Below are 16,346 nucleotides of genomic sequence, written 5' to 3'. Positions count from 1 at the left end.
ATCCCGGCCGTACACTGGCAAGTCTATGCTTTTCAAAGCCGGTCCGGAGCTCCCGCCAATGCTTCTTCCGGTTTTTCCACTATCGACCGTTTATGCCCGTCCCACCGGTAACGGATCACGGTGACAAAATTGGCGTTTTTCGGGCGGACAAGCTCGCAAATGGCAAGGCTGGAAATGGTGTCATAGTCGCCCCAGAGCGCCTGCGAATTCATAATATAATTGAATCCGAGCTGCTCGACGACTTCGAACATGTCGCGGATATTGTTTTCATCCACCCCGGCAAACGCTTCGTCCAGCGAAATGATATACGGCGCCATACTTCCTGCCTCCAAATAACGCGAATATGCTGCGGTAAAGAGCGGAATATACATGGCCATTGCCTTTTCCCCGCCGCTGAATTTAAAAAATGCAGTATTGCTCAGCTCGCGTTTCGGCTCGCCGGCACGTTTGTATGACAACACGAATTGGAACCATTTCCGGTAATCGAGCACTTCTTTTAAAACTTGATGGAGCGTCGACCCTTCATTGCGGATTTCAATCAGTTCTTTGGCAGCCGCAATCCGCGAGCGGAAGTGTTTTGTAATCCGGTTTAAATCGTCCTCGTTTAAAAACTTGCTGTTGCGCTGCAGCAACGCGACAAGATCTTTCGTGTCGAGCTCGTCTTCGGACTCCGCCGTTTTTTCTTTCCAGGCAATCGAAAAAGTAAGCCCGGACGAATTATCCCGGTTTCTCATAATTGCGTCCATTTCTTTCACCCACTTGGCTGCCCGCTGGATCCGGTTCCGCAGGATGACGCCGACCGTATTGACGATAATATCCTCGTACAGCCTTCTGTCCTGCTCATCCAAATAACTTTGCAAGTTTAAAAGTTCTTTTTCAAGAGACTCGAGTACCGTATACGGGCTCACCCTGCGGCCGCGGTATTCCATCTGGATGAGGCGGCGGCCCCGCAAACCTTCCCATTCCTTTTTGAACGTTTCGTAATAGTCATCGAGTTTTTCAGCGAACCATTCTGGCGGATCCGCTTCTTTTGTAAACTCGGACATGCGGTACTCTGTTAAATTCGACTGTTCGTTGAAAAAAATTTTTGTCAGGTTTTCATTTAATTTTGCGCGGTCATATTTTTCCAGCACGCCGGAAAACGCCGCCAAAATGCTTTCCGGTTCCGTATCTCCGCTTTCCACGAAGCCGAGTGAAAGCTCTTCTTTTACGAGTTTCTCCCATTCCGCGGCCATATTTGCCCAAAATGTGGCGCGCGTTTTCGCAAGAGACAAATCGGCTATGCACTTTTCAAGTTCTGCTTCTTTTTTCGGCTTCGTTTCGTAAATATCCCTAATTTTTTCGTCCGTACTTGCATATTCATGCTGGACTGCCTGAATCCGGGCGCGGACCTCATCAATGCCTTGCAATTTCAGCTGCTGCTCAATCGCTTCGATATCTGCCGCTGTTTTCTCCCATTCTGACCGGCGGACGTTCTCTTCACCGCGAATTTCATCAAGTTCCTGCTCTTTTTCAAAGATATCCGCAGTAAGGCGCGCGAGCATTCTGCGCCCAGAAAACAAATGTTGAAAAGTGAGCTCCAGGTTGTGAAGATGTTCTTCATAACTTTTCGCAGCAGCCAGCGCTTCATCGAGCGGGCCGCTTTGAAGTGCAAGATTCAGGCCGGCCCCTTGCTCATGCAATTGCAGCCGGATGTTTTGCAAATCCTGGTATACTTGTTTCCATTCGCGGTCAATGTCGCGCAGAAATTCCTGTTCCTGCTTCAGGATGCGCGCCGTTTTTTCCATCTGTTCTTCAATGTCGCGCAAATCTTTGTCATCCGGAATGCCCGCTTTCCAATCTTCTGCTTCCTGTACTTTGCCGGCCCAGTCTAAAAGGCTGTTTTCCATTTGCAAAAGAGCAAGGCGGATTTCAGCAATCTTTTGCTCTGTTTCTTTGATTTTTTCCTGCTGGTACCGTTTCCGGGACGTTCTGCCGATAAATTTGGAAGGCCCTTCATCCGAGGCATGGCCAACGAGGCAGCCGATTGAAAAAGAGCCATCCGCGTCAATGTGAAAACCGCTGTCCGATGGTTCAAGCGGAATGCTGCGCAGCACTTCGTCAATGCGCGCGGCTGAAACCGGGCCGTCGTCATCCGGATCCGGCTTTAAGTAATCGGCAAGTGTGTATCCGAGAATGTGCGGGTTCGGGCGGATGACCCGGTCGTGGACAGGCGTAACCGGTTCTTCCGTAATCAGGCTGTCCAAAATCCCCGTCTGCCGGAGTGCCGCTTCAATTCTGGCTTTTTGGGCATCGGTCACATGATCCTGGAATTCCACCGCGGCATAAAAGGGGAGATAGTGTTGCCCTGATTCATGGAGACGCGCACGGAAAGCCTCCGTATCTGCGGGGCGTTCCGGGTTGGCAAGTTTCAAGTTTTGCCAATACACAAGCGTTTCTTCGGCTTCGGCCAATTCCCGCTCTTTTGCCTTTTTCTCCTGCTCCGCGCGTGAAATTTCTGTCCGCACTTGCAAAATATAATCATTTGCCGCGTCCACAATTTCTTCCCTGACCGCTTCATAACGGTTTTCTTCGTACAGCCCGTCCAGCGCTCCGGCAATACGCCGGAGCCGCTCGTCTGTAAAAGAGAGGGCCGGATGCTGTTCAATCCACAAAAACACGGCATCTTCCAGCTCCTGCTTTTGTTCGGTAAACCAGTTTTCCAAATGGTCGAGTTGTTTCCGGAGTTCGTCAATTTCCTGCTTTTTGGCAGATGACTGGCGCTGCAGTTTCAGATGCGCTTCGTGAAGCCGCTCCGCTTCTCCGGCCAGTTGCCGCAGCTTTTGCAAAAGTCCGCTGTGCTGTTTAGTTTCCCGCTTCCAAACCGAAAAATCAAAAGCTTCCCCCTCATGCCGCGAAAAATCCCCGGCGTTTATCCCGTGCCCGGTAAAAGCTGCATCCCCGGCATCCAGTGCCAGTTCATCCAGTATCTCCTGCATACTGGATTCATCCTTGCTGTTTTCTGTTTCCAACCGGTCCTGCTCCAGGCGGATTTCCAAAAGCTGACTTTTCTTTGCTTCCCACTTTTTCTCCAGATCCGCTGCTTCACTTTTTAACTTTTCAGCCCTGGCCTGTTTCTCCCCTTTTTCTTTCTCAAGGCGCCAAACTTCATGGTGCTGCAGCCGTTCCTGTTCTGCTTTTAAAACGTCGCGTTTTTGTTCGTAATGCTTTTTCTCTTCTTCCAGGTTTTCAATCATGCCGTGCAGTGATTCAGAGCGGGTTTCTAACGTGCCGGCGTCCTGCTTGGCGTCCTGCAGCCTGCTTTCGGCCTCCCGCCATTTTTGTGCGCGTTCCGCTAAAATATATTGATTGTAAAGATCGTATTGGCGCACCAGTTTCTTTGCCGATTCGTGCTCCCGTTCAAGCTGCTCAAGCTGCTGCTCCGTTTCGTCCATGCTTTCAATCGTGTCAGACAAATGGCGGAGCTCGTCATCCGTCAAAGGCGGCAGCGCGGACTCGAGGATTTCATAAATGACCGTCGGCTTGAAATCTTTTGACAGTTTCGGGCTTCTCAGCTGAATCAAAAGCTTGATTAAATCTTCAAAGGCTTCCATCGACTGAAAACCGAAAATATATTTGTTCACCAGTTCCATATATTCTTTCTGCGAGTGGACGAGATACCCCCCCGGACCCGATCCGGTTTTCAAGCTCTTTTGCAGACAACGGGATCCGCTCTGACTGGCGGGTGTGCGCCAGTTCAAAATCGTAGCCGATCCTGCGGTTGTCGGTCAGGACGAAATACCATGATTTTAACGTTTTATGCCGCTTTGCCTGCATGCCGATGCCCGTTGTGATATACTGCTTTGTCCCCTGTTTTTGGTATTCCAGAAACAAGTAGCCGGTCCGCTCGTCATGGCCGGACACTTCCTTTTCCCCAAGCAGGTAATCTTCCATCTTCCTTGCTTTTGACCCGAACGGATCAAGCCGGTCAGGCGTCTTTTTTCCGTCCAGCAAAACCGGTAAAATGCTTTGCATCGTCACCGATTTCCCCGAACCGTTTGTGCCGCGCAACAACAGCTTTCCGTCCGCAAATTCAAAAATTTCATCGTCATAATACCAAAAATTTAACAGGCCGGCGCGGTTCATCACCCATTTTCCTTCTGTCACGGTTGCTCATCCCCTTTCTCAAAATCAGCCGGATACTTGCCTGCAAGCACGCCTAACAGCGGTTTTATCCGGATCAGCCCCGCCGCTTCATCCGTTTCCGCCATCATCCATTCTTTCATCGTTTCGACCAATTCCGCACATACCGCCTTTGTGCCGGCGTCCCGGAAATGTTTCGGCCATCCGCGTTCGAGGCGGGAGCGCATCTCGTCAATGACCGCTTCAAATTCGCCTTCCGTAAGCAAAATTTCCCCCGCTTCATTCGGAACGTATTTTTCCGGGTGGTCATGCAGCGTCTTTGACAACTGCAGCATCAGATCCGTAGAACCTTTTGCATTCGGGTAAACATGGTGGTAACTCCGCGGTTCTGCGGCAGATAAAAAGGCTGTGTTTTTAAAAACATGGAGTTTATAACGGCTGTGTTCTTCAATGTCCTCAAAAAGCCGGTTGCGGAAATTGCGGATATAAAGAAAATCGGGGTCCTGCGTATCTTTCCGGTGCAGGCCAGGGGAGAAAAACAATTTCCGGTACACCCGCTTGCGCCGTTCATCTTCCTGATTCTGTTTCCAGTCTTCTTCAAGGAGCCCGGTCCAGTCCGCATAACTTGTAAAATCATCCGGAAAGCTTCTTAGAAAATAGCGGCTGTAAACGGTCGCTTCATATAGGACTTCCTGGTCTTCGTAAGTGTCAAACCTGGAAATATCGCCGTCTATTGTCCGGATCAGATGGAATTCCATCAGTGCCTGGACCGCCCGGATGAGCGACTTCCGGTGAAGATAAAGCGTCCAGTCCAGCCCATCTTCCACAGGATAATCGTTTTGGATCTCCTGGCACATCTCCGACAAGAGGAACTGTTCATCCACCGCTTTTCCTTCCAGAAAAGAAAGCGCGCAGCAAAAAATCGCATAATCCATCGGCTCCTGAAAATGCAGGATGCCCATCCAGCTTTCCGGTTCCACCGGGATTTTTTCAAGTTTGATAAAATGCTGGTGGATGATCAGCCTGAGCCCGAATTTCTCGCTGATGTAACGGCGCAGCACTTTTTCGCGCTCGCGGATGAGCTGGTACCAGTCCGGGTGCTCAGACCGCAAAATCCAGTAATGATGGAATAACAGGTCCATCCCCTGCACCGCTTTTTCATCAAAAACTTGTAACGGATCCATCAGCGTTCTCCTCCTGACAGTTCAAATATGGCATCCGGTGCCATCCCCGTGCCCATCAGTTCGCCGCGGATAAACCGGGCTATCCCCTGTACTCCTTTTTCAGCCAAAATATGTACCGGGTTCATCAGCGCTCTCCTCCCGATAATTCAAATACAGCATCCGGCATGATCAGTTTCCCGTCTTCTGCATCCAGTGTGATGATCCGATCCGGGTCAATCACAACTTTTACGGACATCCCGTAATCCGTTTTTACTTCATGGTTTTTCGCTGCCATCGATTTTCCGATCCAGCCGAGCAGCACTTTCCGGACAAACGGCTCCACTATCCCGATTTCAGCAAGGCGAATCTCCCCGTTTTTCATATATTTTTCAATCAGCTGCTTTTCCTGTTCGCGCTCTTTTAAATAGGCGAGCCGCTGCTTTTCTTTCTGCTCATGGTTAGAACGGAAAGCGCCTGGCTTTGTTTTCTCGCGGTACCGGTTCGTTCGCGGCTTGATTTCCCGCATCTCCGGCTGTTCTTCCCATGTCTCGGCATGAAGATTGTCCGTTGTCGCCTCCTCCAGGTGCAAATGCCGTACCGTCATCGTCCCGAACACGACGGATGACAATTGATGGGCCTCTTCCAAACTATGGCACCCGGCAAACCATTTGGAAAGGTGCAAATAATCTTTTTTCCGGCTCCGGAAATGTTGCTGGCGTTCACTGATCCGCTGAACATAACGGGCCATCCTCCGGATCATTTCATTTGTCTGCATCTGCAGCATTTCCAGTTCACTTTGGGAGGAGCTGGCCCCAAGAAACCACCGCCGCAAAGACTCCCAGTATTCCCGGAATTCTTCCAGCCATTCTTGTGCGGAAGCAGCCGTATCTTCCAAGCGGGGAATTTGGCGCCTGTGTTCCACGAGTTTTTCAAAAAGCGGCGCCAATATATGCGTATCCAGTTCCCGCAACCTTTCCCGGATTTGCAGCGATGTTTTTTGCAACGAGACGATAAAATCACGCAAATAAGCCGTGAATTGGTTTTTATATACGAGAAAGGCTTCCGTCTGCATCCGTTGTGATGTCTTTTCGCTATTGATATAGGCTATGTAATCCGCTGTATTTGTCCGGATGGTCCCGAAAAAGTGAAAAATGTCATCCCAAATGTGCATGTAGTGGGCTGCAGGTTTGTCCAACGGCTGTTTCAGTTCTTCTTCCAGTTTTGCCAAAGAGGCGAGCAGACGGTCAAATTGCGAACGTTCGAGCGATCCCTGGAACTGGTCCCCCAGTTTTTCAAGCTGGATCAGCATCCGCTCGATTTCCACTGTGTAAGGCGTACACTGGTAGCGGAATCTTTTTTTCTTATATTCTTCGATGGTTTTGGCATTTGTCATATCCTGGCGGGCAACCAGGTTATTCCATTTTACCAGCTGGGCCAACTGCTGGTGCAGCTGTTCTTCTTCATAATCGTGAAAAGCCGGGAGCGAGCGCAAATATTCGAGCACTTCCTCCGGCGAAATAAAGTCGCGCATCCTTTCATGCTGCCTGTAAAAGAAGCGCAAAATCACGCGGTACTGGGCAGCAGAATCCGCCGTCAGATAACTCGCTTCGACAACTTTCTTCATGATCTGGTCCATTCGTTTCACCACGTTTTGGTCGTATTACTTCTATTGTATAAGATTTGCAGGAATTTTGACATGGAAAATATGTTTTTGCAGGTTTGGAGCGGGCTGAGCCTTTCGTGCACATGTACTTTTTATGCGGGAACAGCAAAGGCTGCCGGTAAAATTTCGGCAGCCTTTTAGGTTACAGACACCTTTCCCCTGTTGATTTTCCTCACCACCGCAATGATGAGCCTGCAAATGAAAAATTTGCCCATCATACTGAAAAAAGAATGATACCATGTCCACCCTTTCTTCTGGATTTTATGGCTGTTAAATGCAAGTTCTCTACCTCTTTTCTGCCTTTAATTTTACTTTCTATATTTATATCGGCAGAAGCGATGGTTTTTAGAGATGGATGGAAACCACAAATTTGACAATTTTGGTAAAGGCTAAAAGATGTCATGCTTGCATTTGTATGTTTTAAGCACAGCCGGCAATCCAGGAAAAAAACGTCCCTGAAATCCGATGAGCAGCCAGTCATACCGTGGCAAAAATGGGAGCGGCACGATTTTTGTCAGCGCCAAAGACGCAAAAATCACAACAGAAAACAGGCAGGACAGGGCCTGCTCCCGGGCAAATGAGAGGAGTTGGATGAGCACCCGCTTCATTGCTTCATTCGCAGCCTTGCCGTTTTTTTCTGAATATGCTTTTGAACGGTTGCCTCCATGGTCACTCCTCCTCTGTTCCCCGGTATTCCAAAATATCGCCGGGCTGGCATTCCAACGCCTTGCATATCGCGTCCAAAGTGGATAATCGGATCGCCTTTGCTTTCCCGTTTTTCAATATCGACAGATTGGCCATGGTAATGCCGACCCGCTCCGAAAGTTCCGTCACACTCATTTTCCTTTTTGCCAGCATGACATCAATATTGATGATGATCGCCATATTTTCCACCTCAGACCGTTAAATCATTTTCATTTTTTATTTCAATCGCTTCCTGCAAAAGCCTCTCAAGCACAGCGGCAAAGACGGTGATGACCGCTGATGCAAAAATAATAAAAAAACAAATGGCGAGAATCCCCGGGGCATCATCTCTATCCGCCATGAGATAAAAAAGCGGGCTGCCTGCCAAGTACAACAGGCCGATCGCTGCGGCACAGGATTTAATTTTTTTCAGAGCTGTTACGGAATTTGCCGAAAAAGCAGTGTTTTTGTCTATCAAACCCAAGAGTATGAAAGCCTGGTACAATGCAAAGTAAAAAGGGAGTGCCACCCCGTACATCACAAGCAGCACGAGAAATTCCATAAAAGCAAAATCCGGAACCAGGCGGTCTGCCAGTTTTCCGATTTCCGGTACCACAAAAATGCACAAAGCAAGTATCGGGATGCCAATCAAAATGACCGCCAGCCTTAAAAAGAGGGTTGATCCCCGTTTCATAAAAAATACCTCACTGATGAATTGTCGTTTTGATTTTAGCACATGATTTATCGTTTTACGATAAATTGTTATTATATTTCGATGTATTTTTATCCCAATTCAATATCTCATCCCTTTACCGGTATTCCCGCAGTACCCCCGGTAAACGGCCCGCCGCTTCATCGTGTTTGAAAAAAAGAAAGCCGGAAACCATTGGATCCGGCTTAAAAGTTCCCGGTTTTAACCGGGGCGTTTCTTTTCATTACTCGTCACAATGATCGCATTCATCCGGAATACCCGGATCTACTGTCATGTTCTGTTCATATCTTTGGTAAATATGGCGCGGAACGTTTACAACATGTTTCCTGTTTACCTGGATGATGGGGTGCACATAAGTGATGTTTCTTTCAACATAAGTGTCCTTATAAACATACCGCGGTTCGCAAAATACCGTGTTGCTGGTACGATTGGATTGATTGCCGGTGCTGCTTACATTGCCGGTATGATCGTAACGGTCTTCAGGCTGTACAGCGCTGTTTCCTGCATTGGTATTGTCCGCTCTCCCATCGTCATGATGATCGTGCATCCAAGGGACGACTGGTGTCTTTTTCCGCCGTTTTTCCAAACTCTTCACCTCCCATTCTTTTTTCAATATATTAAATGAAAGAAAGGAACAGATTGAAACGGACAAGTAACCAATGGTGCATAAAATTCCGCCGCCAAAAAACGCACTTGACATATCGGAATAAGATGATTAAGATGAAAAATGTTAACAAAAGGAGGGGAAAAGTTGGACATTTTATACATTATCATCAATCTGGCCGTCTTCATGATCCTTTTGGCCGGTTTGTATGCCATGCAAAGAAAACATGTTTCGTTTTCAAAACGCGTTTTCTCGGCATTGGGCATTGGCATCGTTTTCGGCATTATCCTGCATTTCTTGTACGGCACGGCGTCGTATGTGACCAACCATACGATCGACTGGCTTAATATTGTCGGCAGCGGTTATGTTTCGCTGTTGCAGATGGTCGTCATGCCGCTTGTCTCCATTTCCATTTTAGCGGCGTTTACGAGGCTGAAATTAACCAAAAACATAGGAAAAATCAGCTTTCTTGTACTCGCTTTTTTACTTGGCACGACTGCGATTGCCGCTGCGCTCGGAATCGCATCCGCGCTTCTTTACGGGCTGGATGGCATCCACTTAACGCAGGGTGCCGCTGAAGCCGCACGGAATGCGGAATTGAAAACAAGCGTCGCCAGCGTAAAAGACATGACCATTCCGCAACAAATCGTTTCCTTTCTGCCGAATAACCCGTTTGCAGATTTAACCGGCGCACGCCCGACTTCCACAATCGCGGTGGTGATTTTCTCCGCCATATTGGGGATGGCCTATCTCGGGGTAAAACGCAAACAACCTGAGCAGGCGGAACATTTTGCAAAAATTATTGATACTTTGTATACGATCGTGATGAGGGTGGTTACCCTTATTTTAAGATTAACGCCATATGGAGTGCTCGCATTGATCACCAAGGTCACAGCCTCAAGCGACTATGGCGCGATTGTAAAACTGGCAAAGTTTGTGCTGGCTTCTTATACAGCGATTATCGTCATGTTCCTGGTTCATTTGCTGCTTATCAGCCTGGCAAAATTGAGCCCGGTACGATATGTGCAAAAGGCGCTGCCGGCACTCACCTTTGCCTTTACTTCCCGTTCCAGTGCTGGCACGCTGCCGCTCAACATTGAAACACAAACAAAACGTTTCGGCATTTCAGAAGGGATCGCCAATTTTTCGGCTTCCTTTGGCCTGTCCATCGGGCAAAACGGTTGCGCCGGCATTTATCCGGCAATGCTGGCCATTATGGTTGCCCCTTCTGCCGGCATCAACCCGGCAAGCCCGTCTTTCATTATTACGCTGATCCTTGTTGTAGTTGTCAGCTCATTCGGCGTTGCGGGTGTCGGCGGGGGCGCCACTTTCGCATCCCTGATTGTCTTGTCAGTGCTCAACCTGCCGATTGCGATTGTCGGCCTTCTGATCTCTGTTGAACCGCTGATTGACATGGGCCGGACGGCATTAAATGTCAGCGGCGCCATGACTTCCGGTATTTTAACCGGCAAAATCACCGGAGAAATGGACAAAAAAATATATCAACAGGAAGATGCCGATCTTCTTGAAGCATAATAGAAAAAAGCCCTGTGTTAACGGGGCTTTTTTCTATTATGCAACCGGCTGCCGTAAAAGAAACCGAAAATCCGTTAAAAAGAAACGGCTAAACCAAACCAAACGATCATGACGATCTGTATGAATGCTTTGGCGATACTGCTGTTAAGAAACCCAATGATCGTGGCAACGCCCACTTTTACAGCCTGGACGGGATTTTTCGTCATCAGGATCTCCGTTATACATACACAAACAAACGGAACAAGGATAATTCCAAAAGGCGGAATGACAAAAGAGCCAACAATCGTTGCAACCGCAGCAACCCTTTCAGATATTTTGGACCCGCCGTATTTTTTTACAAAATATCCGTTTGCAATGATATCCGCCGCAATAAGGACAATGCTTAAGATGACCATGCTGATCCAAAACCAGACAGACAATGCATGCGGATTAATGAAAAACTGATAGACTGCAAATCCGGCCCACAGCATCACAATAGATGGAATGACAGGATAGATGATGCCTGCAAAACTTAAGATGAATAAAATCACAATGGCCGTCCAAAGGATAAACGTCAATCAGATCCCTCCTCTGCTCCCGGCATGTGCCGGGACTGCATGAAAACCGTGATCATATGAAGGCCAAAACAGTCATTCCACTTTAACTTCCTTTCCCCGCCCCATATACCATTTGTAAAACATCCAGGCAAATTCGGTGGGGACATCCTTTACCCCGTTAAATTGAATCGGTTTTGCACGATTCATCGTTTCAATGGAGGCAAGGCCCAGCCATTTTTGAAAAAAGTTCCGGGAAACGCGCACTTCAATCACTTTTTCCCGCTTGGAAAGGAACAAAGAAGTCGTAAAAATGCCCGATTGTAACTGAATAAAACGGTCATTCAATACATATTTCGTATGTAAATAACCGATCCATCTTGCGACCAGTATCGATACGAACAGAAAAGAGGACAAAAGCCACCACGGAACACGCAAGCCGAAAATTTCTGGCTTCCAAAAATATAACACGACTGTGGCGATGATCCAAATCCAGCTCGGGGCAAGCAGCCGGACCCATAAAGATTTCTTGGGAAGCTGCCTCATCTTCTGTGCCACTTCATAGTCCGGCAATATCTCGTTTATGATTTCGTACGCCCTTTTAACCGGCAAAAAAGGATACAGCGAGTTTAATTCAAGTTTCTCCCCTTCAAAGTCAAGCCTTCCTGCACTCGTCAGCTTTACTTCCGCCAGCCCGAGCAGCCGTTTCAACAAAGACTGTTCCACTTCAACAGCCTGCACTTTATGCTTTTCGATAAAAAAAGACGTTTCTTCAATTACCCCTTTGGTAATATAAATCCGCTCATCATCAGAGGAGATTTCATATTTCCCATACTTCAAAAAGGTCCGTGCCATGCCGAAAATCACCGCAATAAGGGCCACAAAAAGAACAATACCCGATACAATCCACCAGGAACTGATTATATAAGAGAGCATCCCTCTCGCCTTTTTATCAATATCAACAATATCGTCCACATTCGAATAAAAAGAAAAAAATACAGGGATGACGGCAAGCGGGCTTAAAGATGTAAAACTTGCTTTTAACGTATCTTTTCTCGTCGGTTTAAAATGGACCACCCGTTCCTTTTCCTTTTCTTCCGCATCCGGTTCAAACGTTTTACGCTTATCATTCTGTACGATGTCAATGATTCTTTCCGCTTCTTTCCGGGTAATCACTTCAAATAACACGGCCGCTTCATCCCCGGAGATACCGGTTTCAAAGCTGACAGAGGTGACATGAAAAATCCGGTGAAAAAAGGATGTATGGCGGTTAATGTTTTGGATTTTCGAAAAAGGAATCGTTCGTTCTGTTTTGTTGAATATGCCTCTATACAGATGAAAGGCGCTTTCATCCAGTGCATATTTATGTGTGTACCATTTCAAAAAATGATATACCATCACGATTGCAAAAAAGAGCAAAAACAAATATCTGCCATATGTAAGCACGGGAGAACGGGAACCGGCATTTACGATAAATAAGATAATGAAAAGGATGAAATAGCTTTTTACAAAATCACCGATACGAAACAAGATCAAAAGGGGATGGTACCGTTTTTTCTTCACGATTCCACCTCCCTGATTTTTGCATAACGCGCAATTCGGTTTCTTAACGCAATGGCCTCCTCTTTAGGCAGAGCCGGAATGGTATGGGACGTCCCCATGGTGTCCACAGTCACGGAACAGAGCCTGTATTTCTTTAAAATGGGGCCTTGTTCGGTTGCAACCGATTGGATTTTGGTCATCGGAACCAAAGAATGTTTTTCGTTCAGCACACCCAATTTCATTTGTAAAAATTCTTCGTTCACATCGTAACGCCAATTTTTATAGCGAAAATACGAACTTATCCATGACCAGATCATACTGCCTATATCCAACACGAGTAAACCGTATAATATCCAGCCGATCCATGCCGGCCAGGCAAAGCGATGGTCGAGATAAAGCAACACGGCGAGAACCACAACCCCTGCTCCGGCCTCCAGCGTCTCACGTATGATCCAAACCTTTATTGCATCTTTGGATAATGTTTGTCGAGGTTCATTTATATCTGAATACATTCCATCACCTTTAAACATGTTTTCTTCATTTCACTTCATACCGGCAAGACAAAAATTCGTATTGCTCATACCGGATCAAAGATCATTTTCCAGTTGATCCGCCATCAGTTTTATGATTTCATCCTGTGACATTTCATTTGTTAACATGGTTTCCCCTTTCACCCCGAGTTCGTCTCTCGGATTCCACCAGGCGCGCAAAGCTTCTTCTCCAAATTCCGTTTTTTTCAAACGCATATTATGGCGTCTGACTGTTTCCCAAAACGTTAAGCGAAAATAATAAATATACGCCTTTGGATGGTAGAATTTCATTAAACGGGACAACATTTCCCCGTAACGGTTTTTGTTTAAAATGCCTTCGACAATCACAAATCTGCATTTTCCTTTGCCATATTCCGCAATTTGGCGAATGAGCTCAACAGAGAGGTTTCCTTCTTTGTCCGGCACCTTTAACATTTCACGCCGGACGGTATCTTGTGAAACAAGAAGCGTTCCAGAACCTAAATGGCTTTGAAGCCTTTTGGCGATCGTTGTTTTTCCGCTTCCGGAGTTTCCCCTTATGATAATCAGCTTTGTTTCCAATATAGCACCCTCCCCCGGATTAACCCCCGAAGAATAAGTCCAGAACATTAGCGGCGGTAGAGGTTTGTTTATGATAGAACTCCGAATAACCGCAGTTTTTGCAATACACGACAATGAACGTGTTGTTCTGGACATCAAATAATTTTGACAGACCTGTTCCCGTCATTGCCACTTCTTTTTTCCCCGCATGCTTAGACCCGCACTTCACGCACCCTTTTTCAGGCATGGCGATTTCCCCTCCTCATCATTGTTACTTTTTTATACGGGCGGCAGCAGAAAAAGTTTCAGGCATTTCAACTGCATAAGGGGCAGCGGGGATTTCTGATCCGCCAAAACGGCTGAAAACCCGGAACGATGGGTTTCTTTTCTGCGGGAGCCGTTTCAACGGCTGAATCATATGCCGGTGCGGGTGCCGCGGCAGATGGAAAGAGCCGGGTGTATTGGCCTACGGGGCTTTCCTGCCGTTTGGCACAGCCGCGCATCTATTGCGATGAAAAAGATATAAAAACCGGGCTGTTTTTGTATCGGGGGTATTCAGGGGGAATGCTATACCGTTTCCCCCTCCATCTGTTTTGTTTCAAAGTGATCAAGCAAGGTGCGCACTTCATCTGTTGAATCTGTGCTCATTAGTTGGTTTCGCAACTCGCTCGCTCCCCGGAAGCCTTTGACATAGATCTTAAAAAAGCGGCGAAGCGGTGGAAACGGGCGCGGCTCCAGTTCTGTTGAATATTTGTCAAAGAGATCCAGATGCAGTCTTAAAAGATCAAGCAATTCCTTGCTGCTGTGCTCTTTCGGCTCTTTTTCAAAAGCAAACGGATTTTTAAAAATGCCGCGCCCGATCATAATCCCGTCGACACCGTACTGGCGGGCTAATCTAAGGCCGGTTTGACGGTCAGGGATATCCCCATTAATGGTCAAAAGGGTATCCGGCGCCACCTCATCACGCAGTTTTTTGATCTCCGGAATGAGTTCCCAGTGGGCGTCCACTTTGCTCATTTCCTTTCTTGTACGCAAATGGATGGAAAGGTTCACGATGTCCTGTTTCAATATGTGCGTAAGCCAGTCCCGCCATTCATCCACATACGTGTAACCAAGCCTCGTCTTTACACTCACAGGCAGTCCGCCTGCTTTTGCGGCTTGTATGAGTTCAGCAGCAACATCCGGACGGCGGATCAGGCCGCTTCCCTTCCCCTTTGTTGCTACATTCGGCACAGGGCAGCCCATATTGATATCCACACCGCTGAACCCGAGTTTTTCCATGCCCATGCTCATTTGTCGGAAATATTCGGGCTTGTCCCCCCATATATGGGCCACAATCGGCTGCTCATCCGCCGTAAACGCCAAGCGGCCGCGCACACTTTGGTTCCCCTCGGGATGGCAATAACTTTCCGTGTTCGTAAACTCTGTAAAAAACACATCCGGCCTGCCCGCTTTACTTACAACATGGCGAAAAACAACGTCCGTCACATCTTCCATGGGTGCCAGTATAAAAAATGGCCGTGGTAAATCGCGCCAAAAATTTTCTTTCATAATAAAAATCATAACCTCCCCTGTCTGGTACCGGGCCAAACGTCCAACACAAAAAATTTTAACCTCTTTTACACTTATAACATGGCTCGGTCCTTTTTATCAAACGGGATATTATTTTGAATGTTGTCAAATCAAAGCGGGCGATCGTGAACGCCACACCTGGGGATGGAAAAAACCATGCCGTTTTACAGCAACGCCGCCTTAAACCAATGATTGAACAATATAAACCGCCATCCCCCACATGATGACTGCAGAAACTTTGTTTATGAAGCGTAAAAATCTCCCTGACTGGCCTAATCTCCCAATCCCTCTTCCCGCAATCGCCAATCCTGTGAACCAGATCCACGAAACAAGCATACAGGCAATGGAGAAAGCCGCTTTTTCCGCCCCTACATAGTTTAAGGAACTTGTTCCAATTACCCCGATGGTATCCAATATCGCATGAGGATTCAATAAGGAAACCGATGCGGCAAAAAGGATTTGTTTTTTCGCATTGAATAAGCCGTCTCCATTTTGAACTGCCGGTTTGCTCCTCCATGTCGCAATGCCCATATAAACTAGAAAGCAAATCCCCGCGGACATAAATACTACTTTTAGCCAAACAAATTCCAATACAACAACAGAAACACCAAAAACAGCCAAAGCAATTAAAACCATATCGCAAACAGAGGCGGTAATAATGGCAGGCAATGCTTTCAAAAAGGAAGGCTGGACGGCCCCCTGGTTAAAGACAAATACATTTTGCACCCCGAGCGGCAAGATAAGCCCCAAAGCTAAAATAAACCCGTGAACAAACGCTGCTGACACGATGATCTCTCCCTGTTTTTTCTTATTACCTGAATCCGTGACGAAATTTCCGCTTAAAGGCAAACAAATCGCATAAAATTTAGTATAATTAGTATATCAGACAAATTAAATTCATTCCACATTCAGGTGATCTCATGAAAAAGTTTGTGATAGAACCCACAAAAGAACGAATTGTTGCCCAAGCTGGCTTAGCGATAGTAGGAAATTTACTAAATCAAACGAATTTAGTTTCCAGGTTGAATGCCTATAAACTCCCTGATATCTCCCGATATCCGGCTTGTTCCAATGGCGATGTGGCTAAATCTTATATCGGCTTGCTTTGCCAGGGAAAAAGTGATTATGACAATATTGAAACCTTC

14 protein-coding genes and 3 pseudogenes are annotated in these 16,346 nt (G+C 47.0%); 2 read left to right on the top strand and 15 right to left on the bottom strand.

The genetic code is table 11. From position 1 onward, the window contains the following. Positions 1-32: 32 nt before the first annotated feature. The 8 genes and pseudogenes from IC21_RS05880 to IC21_RS05850 form a co-directional block, all read right to left on the bottom strand. Positions 33-4,125, bottom strand: a pseudogene (locus IC21_RS05880) (TIGR02680 family protein). 17 nt (positions 4,126-4,142) lie between these two features. Next, complete coding sequence (locus IC21_RS05875) at positions 4,143-5,306, bottom strand: TIGR02678 family protein (RefSeq protein ID WP_029141675.1); 1,164 nt, start codon at positions 5,304-5,306, stop codon at positions 4,143-4,145. Continuing rightward, positions 5,306-5,431: a hypothetical protein gene (locus IC21_RS17545; RefSeq protein WP_257677550.1), complete on the bottom strand. Its 126-nt coding sequence runs from the start codon at positions 5,429-5,431 to the stop codon at positions 5,306-5,308. The genes IC21_RS05875 and IC21_RS17545 overlap by 1 nt, the downstream gene beginning before the upstream one ends. Further along, positions 5,431-6,921: a TIGR02677 family protein gene (locus tag IC21_RS05870; protein WP_029141676.1), complete on the bottom strand. Its 1,491-nt coding sequence runs from the start codon at positions 6,919-6,921 to the stop codon at positions 5,431-5,433. The genes IC21_RS17545 and IC21_RS05870 overlap by 1 nt, the downstream gene beginning before the upstream one ends. Positions 6,922-7,412: 491 nt before the next feature. Further along, positions 7,413-7,556 (bottom strand): annotated as a pseudogene (locus IC21_RS05865) (DUF817 family protein); the annotation flags it as partial. Positions 7,557-7,617: 61 nt separating this feature from the next. Then, positions 7,618-7,833, bottom strand: a complete 216-nt coding sequence (locus IC21_RS05860; RefSeq protein WP_017554817.1) for a helix-turn-helix domain-containing protein — start codon at positions 7,831-7,833, stop codon at positions 7,618-7,620. A gap of 10 nt (positions 7,834-7,843) precedes the next feature. Beyond that, complete coding sequence (locus IC21_RS05855; RefSeq protein WP_029141678.1) at positions 7,844-8,326, bottom strand: DUF2975 domain-containing protein; 483 nt, start codon at positions 8,324-8,326, stop codon at positions 7,844-7,846. A gap of 241 nt (positions 8,327-8,567) precedes the next feature. Beyond that, positions 8,568-8,939, bottom strand: a complete 372-nt coding sequence (locus IC21_RS05850; RefSeq protein ID WP_235801107.1) for a hypothetical protein — start codon at positions 8,937-8,939, stop codon at positions 8,568-8,570. 195 nt (positions 8,940-9,134) lie between these two features. On the opposite strand from IC21_RS05850, the gene IC21_RS05845 reads away from it, so the two are divergent. Next, the gene (locus tag IC21_RS05845) at positions 9,135-10,484 is read left to right on the top strand and encodes an L-cystine transporter (RefSeq protein ID WP_275450054.1); all 1,350 of its coding nucleotides are present in this window, start codon (positions 9,135-9,137) and stop codon (positions 10,482-10,484) included. Positions 10,485-10,558: 74 nt separating this feature from the next. On the opposite strand, the gene IC21_RS05840 is transcribed toward IC21_RS05845, so the two are convergent. From IC21_RS05840 to IC21_RS05810, 7 genes are all read right to left on the bottom strand, one after another. Then, positions 10,559-11,041 carry a DUF456 domain-containing protein gene (locus IC21_RS05840; RefSeq protein ID WP_017554820.1) on the bottom strand — a complete coding sequence of 161 codons (483 nt, stop codon included), beginning with the start codon at positions 11,039-11,041 and terminating at the stop codon, positions 10,559-10,561. A gap of 72 nt (positions 11,042-11,113) precedes the next feature. Further along, a complete protein-coding gene (locus IC21_RS05835; RefSeq protein WP_029141680.1) occupies positions 11,114-12,580 on the bottom strand; it encodes a PH domain-containing protein in 1,467 nt (488 codons plus the stop codon). After that, on the bottom strand, positions 12,577-13,071 hold the full coding sequence (locus IC21_RS05830) for a PH domain-containing protein (protein ID WP_026104894.1): 495 nt from the start codon (positions 13,069-13,071) through the stop codon (positions 12,577-12,579). The genes IC21_RS05835 and IC21_RS05830 overlap by 4 nt, the downstream gene beginning before the upstream one ends. A 75-nt stretch (positions 13,072-13,146) precedes the next feature. Then, positions 13,147-13,650 carry a kinase gene (locus IC21_RS05825; RefSeq protein WP_029141681.1) on the bottom strand — a complete coding sequence of 168 codons (504 nt, stop codon included), beginning with the start codon at positions 13,648-13,650 and terminating at the stop codon, positions 13,147-13,149. Between the two features lie 19 nt (positions 13,651-13,669). Beyond that, positions 13,670-13,876, bottom strand: a complete 207-nt coding sequence (locus IC21_RS05820; protein WP_029141682.1) for a zinc ribbon domain-containing protein — start codon at positions 13,874-13,876, stop codon at positions 13,670-13,672. Positions 13,877-14,196: 320 nt separating this feature from the next. After that, entirely contained in the window at positions 14,197-15,192 is a 996-nt protein-coding gene (locus tag IC21_RS05815) for a tRNA dihydrouridine synthase (protein ID WP_029713771.1), read from the bottom strand. Between the two features lie 189 nt (positions 15,193-15,381). Then, positions 15,382-15,987: a LysE/ArgO family amino acid transporter gene (locus tag IC21_RS05810; RefSeq protein WP_029141684.1), complete on the bottom strand. Its 606-nt coding sequence runs from the start codon at positions 15,985-15,987 to the stop codon at positions 15,382-15,384. Between the two features lie 134 nt (positions 15,988-16,121). Between IC21_RS05810 and IC21_RS05805 the strand changes: the two are divergent. Then, positions 16,122-16,346 (top strand): annotated as a pseudogene (locus tag IC21_RS05805) (IS1380 family transposase); the annotation flags it as partial.

Origin of the sequence: Heyndrickxia coagulans DSM 1 = ATCC 7050 (genome assembly GCF_000290615.1) — a bacterium.
Lineage (GTDB): Bacteria > Bacillota > Bacilli > Bacillales > Bacillaceae_C > Weizmannia > Weizmannia coagulans.
Note: the sequence above shows the minus strand (reverse complement) of the source record. Positions and strands in the feature narration are given on the sequence as shown.

Bases quoted from the DNA above. Each gene is read 5' to 3' on its own strand.
- IC21_RS05875 (WP_029141675.1), bottom strand. From the start codon at position 5,306: ATGGATCCGTTACAAGTTTTTGATGAAAAAGCGGTGCAGGGGATGGAC.
- IC21_RS17545 (WP_257677550.1), bottom strand. From the start codon at position 5,431: ATGAACCCGGTACATATTTTGGCTGAAAAAGGAGTACAGGGGATAGCC.
- IC21_RS05870 (WP_029141676.1), bottom strand. From the start codon at position 6,921: ATGGACCAGATCATGAAGAAAGTTGTCGAAGCGAGTTATCTGACGGCG.
- IC21_RS05860 (WP_017554817.1), bottom strand. From the start codon at position 7,833: ATGGCGATCATCATCAATATTGATGTCATGCTGGCAAAAAGGAAAATG.
- IC21_RS05855 (WP_029141678.1), bottom strand. From the start codon at position 8,326: ATGAAACGGGGATCAACCCTCTTTTTAAGGCTGGCGGTCATTTTGATT.
- IC21_RS05845 (WP_275450054.1), top strand. From the start codon at position 9,135: ATGATCCTTTTGGCCGGTTTGTATGCCATGCAAAGAAAACATGTTTCG.
- IC21_RS05830 (WP_026104894.1), bottom strand. From the start codon at position 13,071: ATGTATTCAGATATAAATGAACCTCGACAAACATTATCCAAAGATGCA.
- IC21_RS05820 (WP_029141682.1), bottom strand. From the start codon at position 13,876: ATGCCTGAAAAAGGGTGCGTGAAGTGCGGGTCTAAGCATGCGGGGAAA.
- IC21_RS05815 (WP_029713771.1), bottom strand. From the start codon at position 15,192: ATGATTTTTATTATGAAAGAAAATTTTTGGCGCGATTTACCACGGCCA.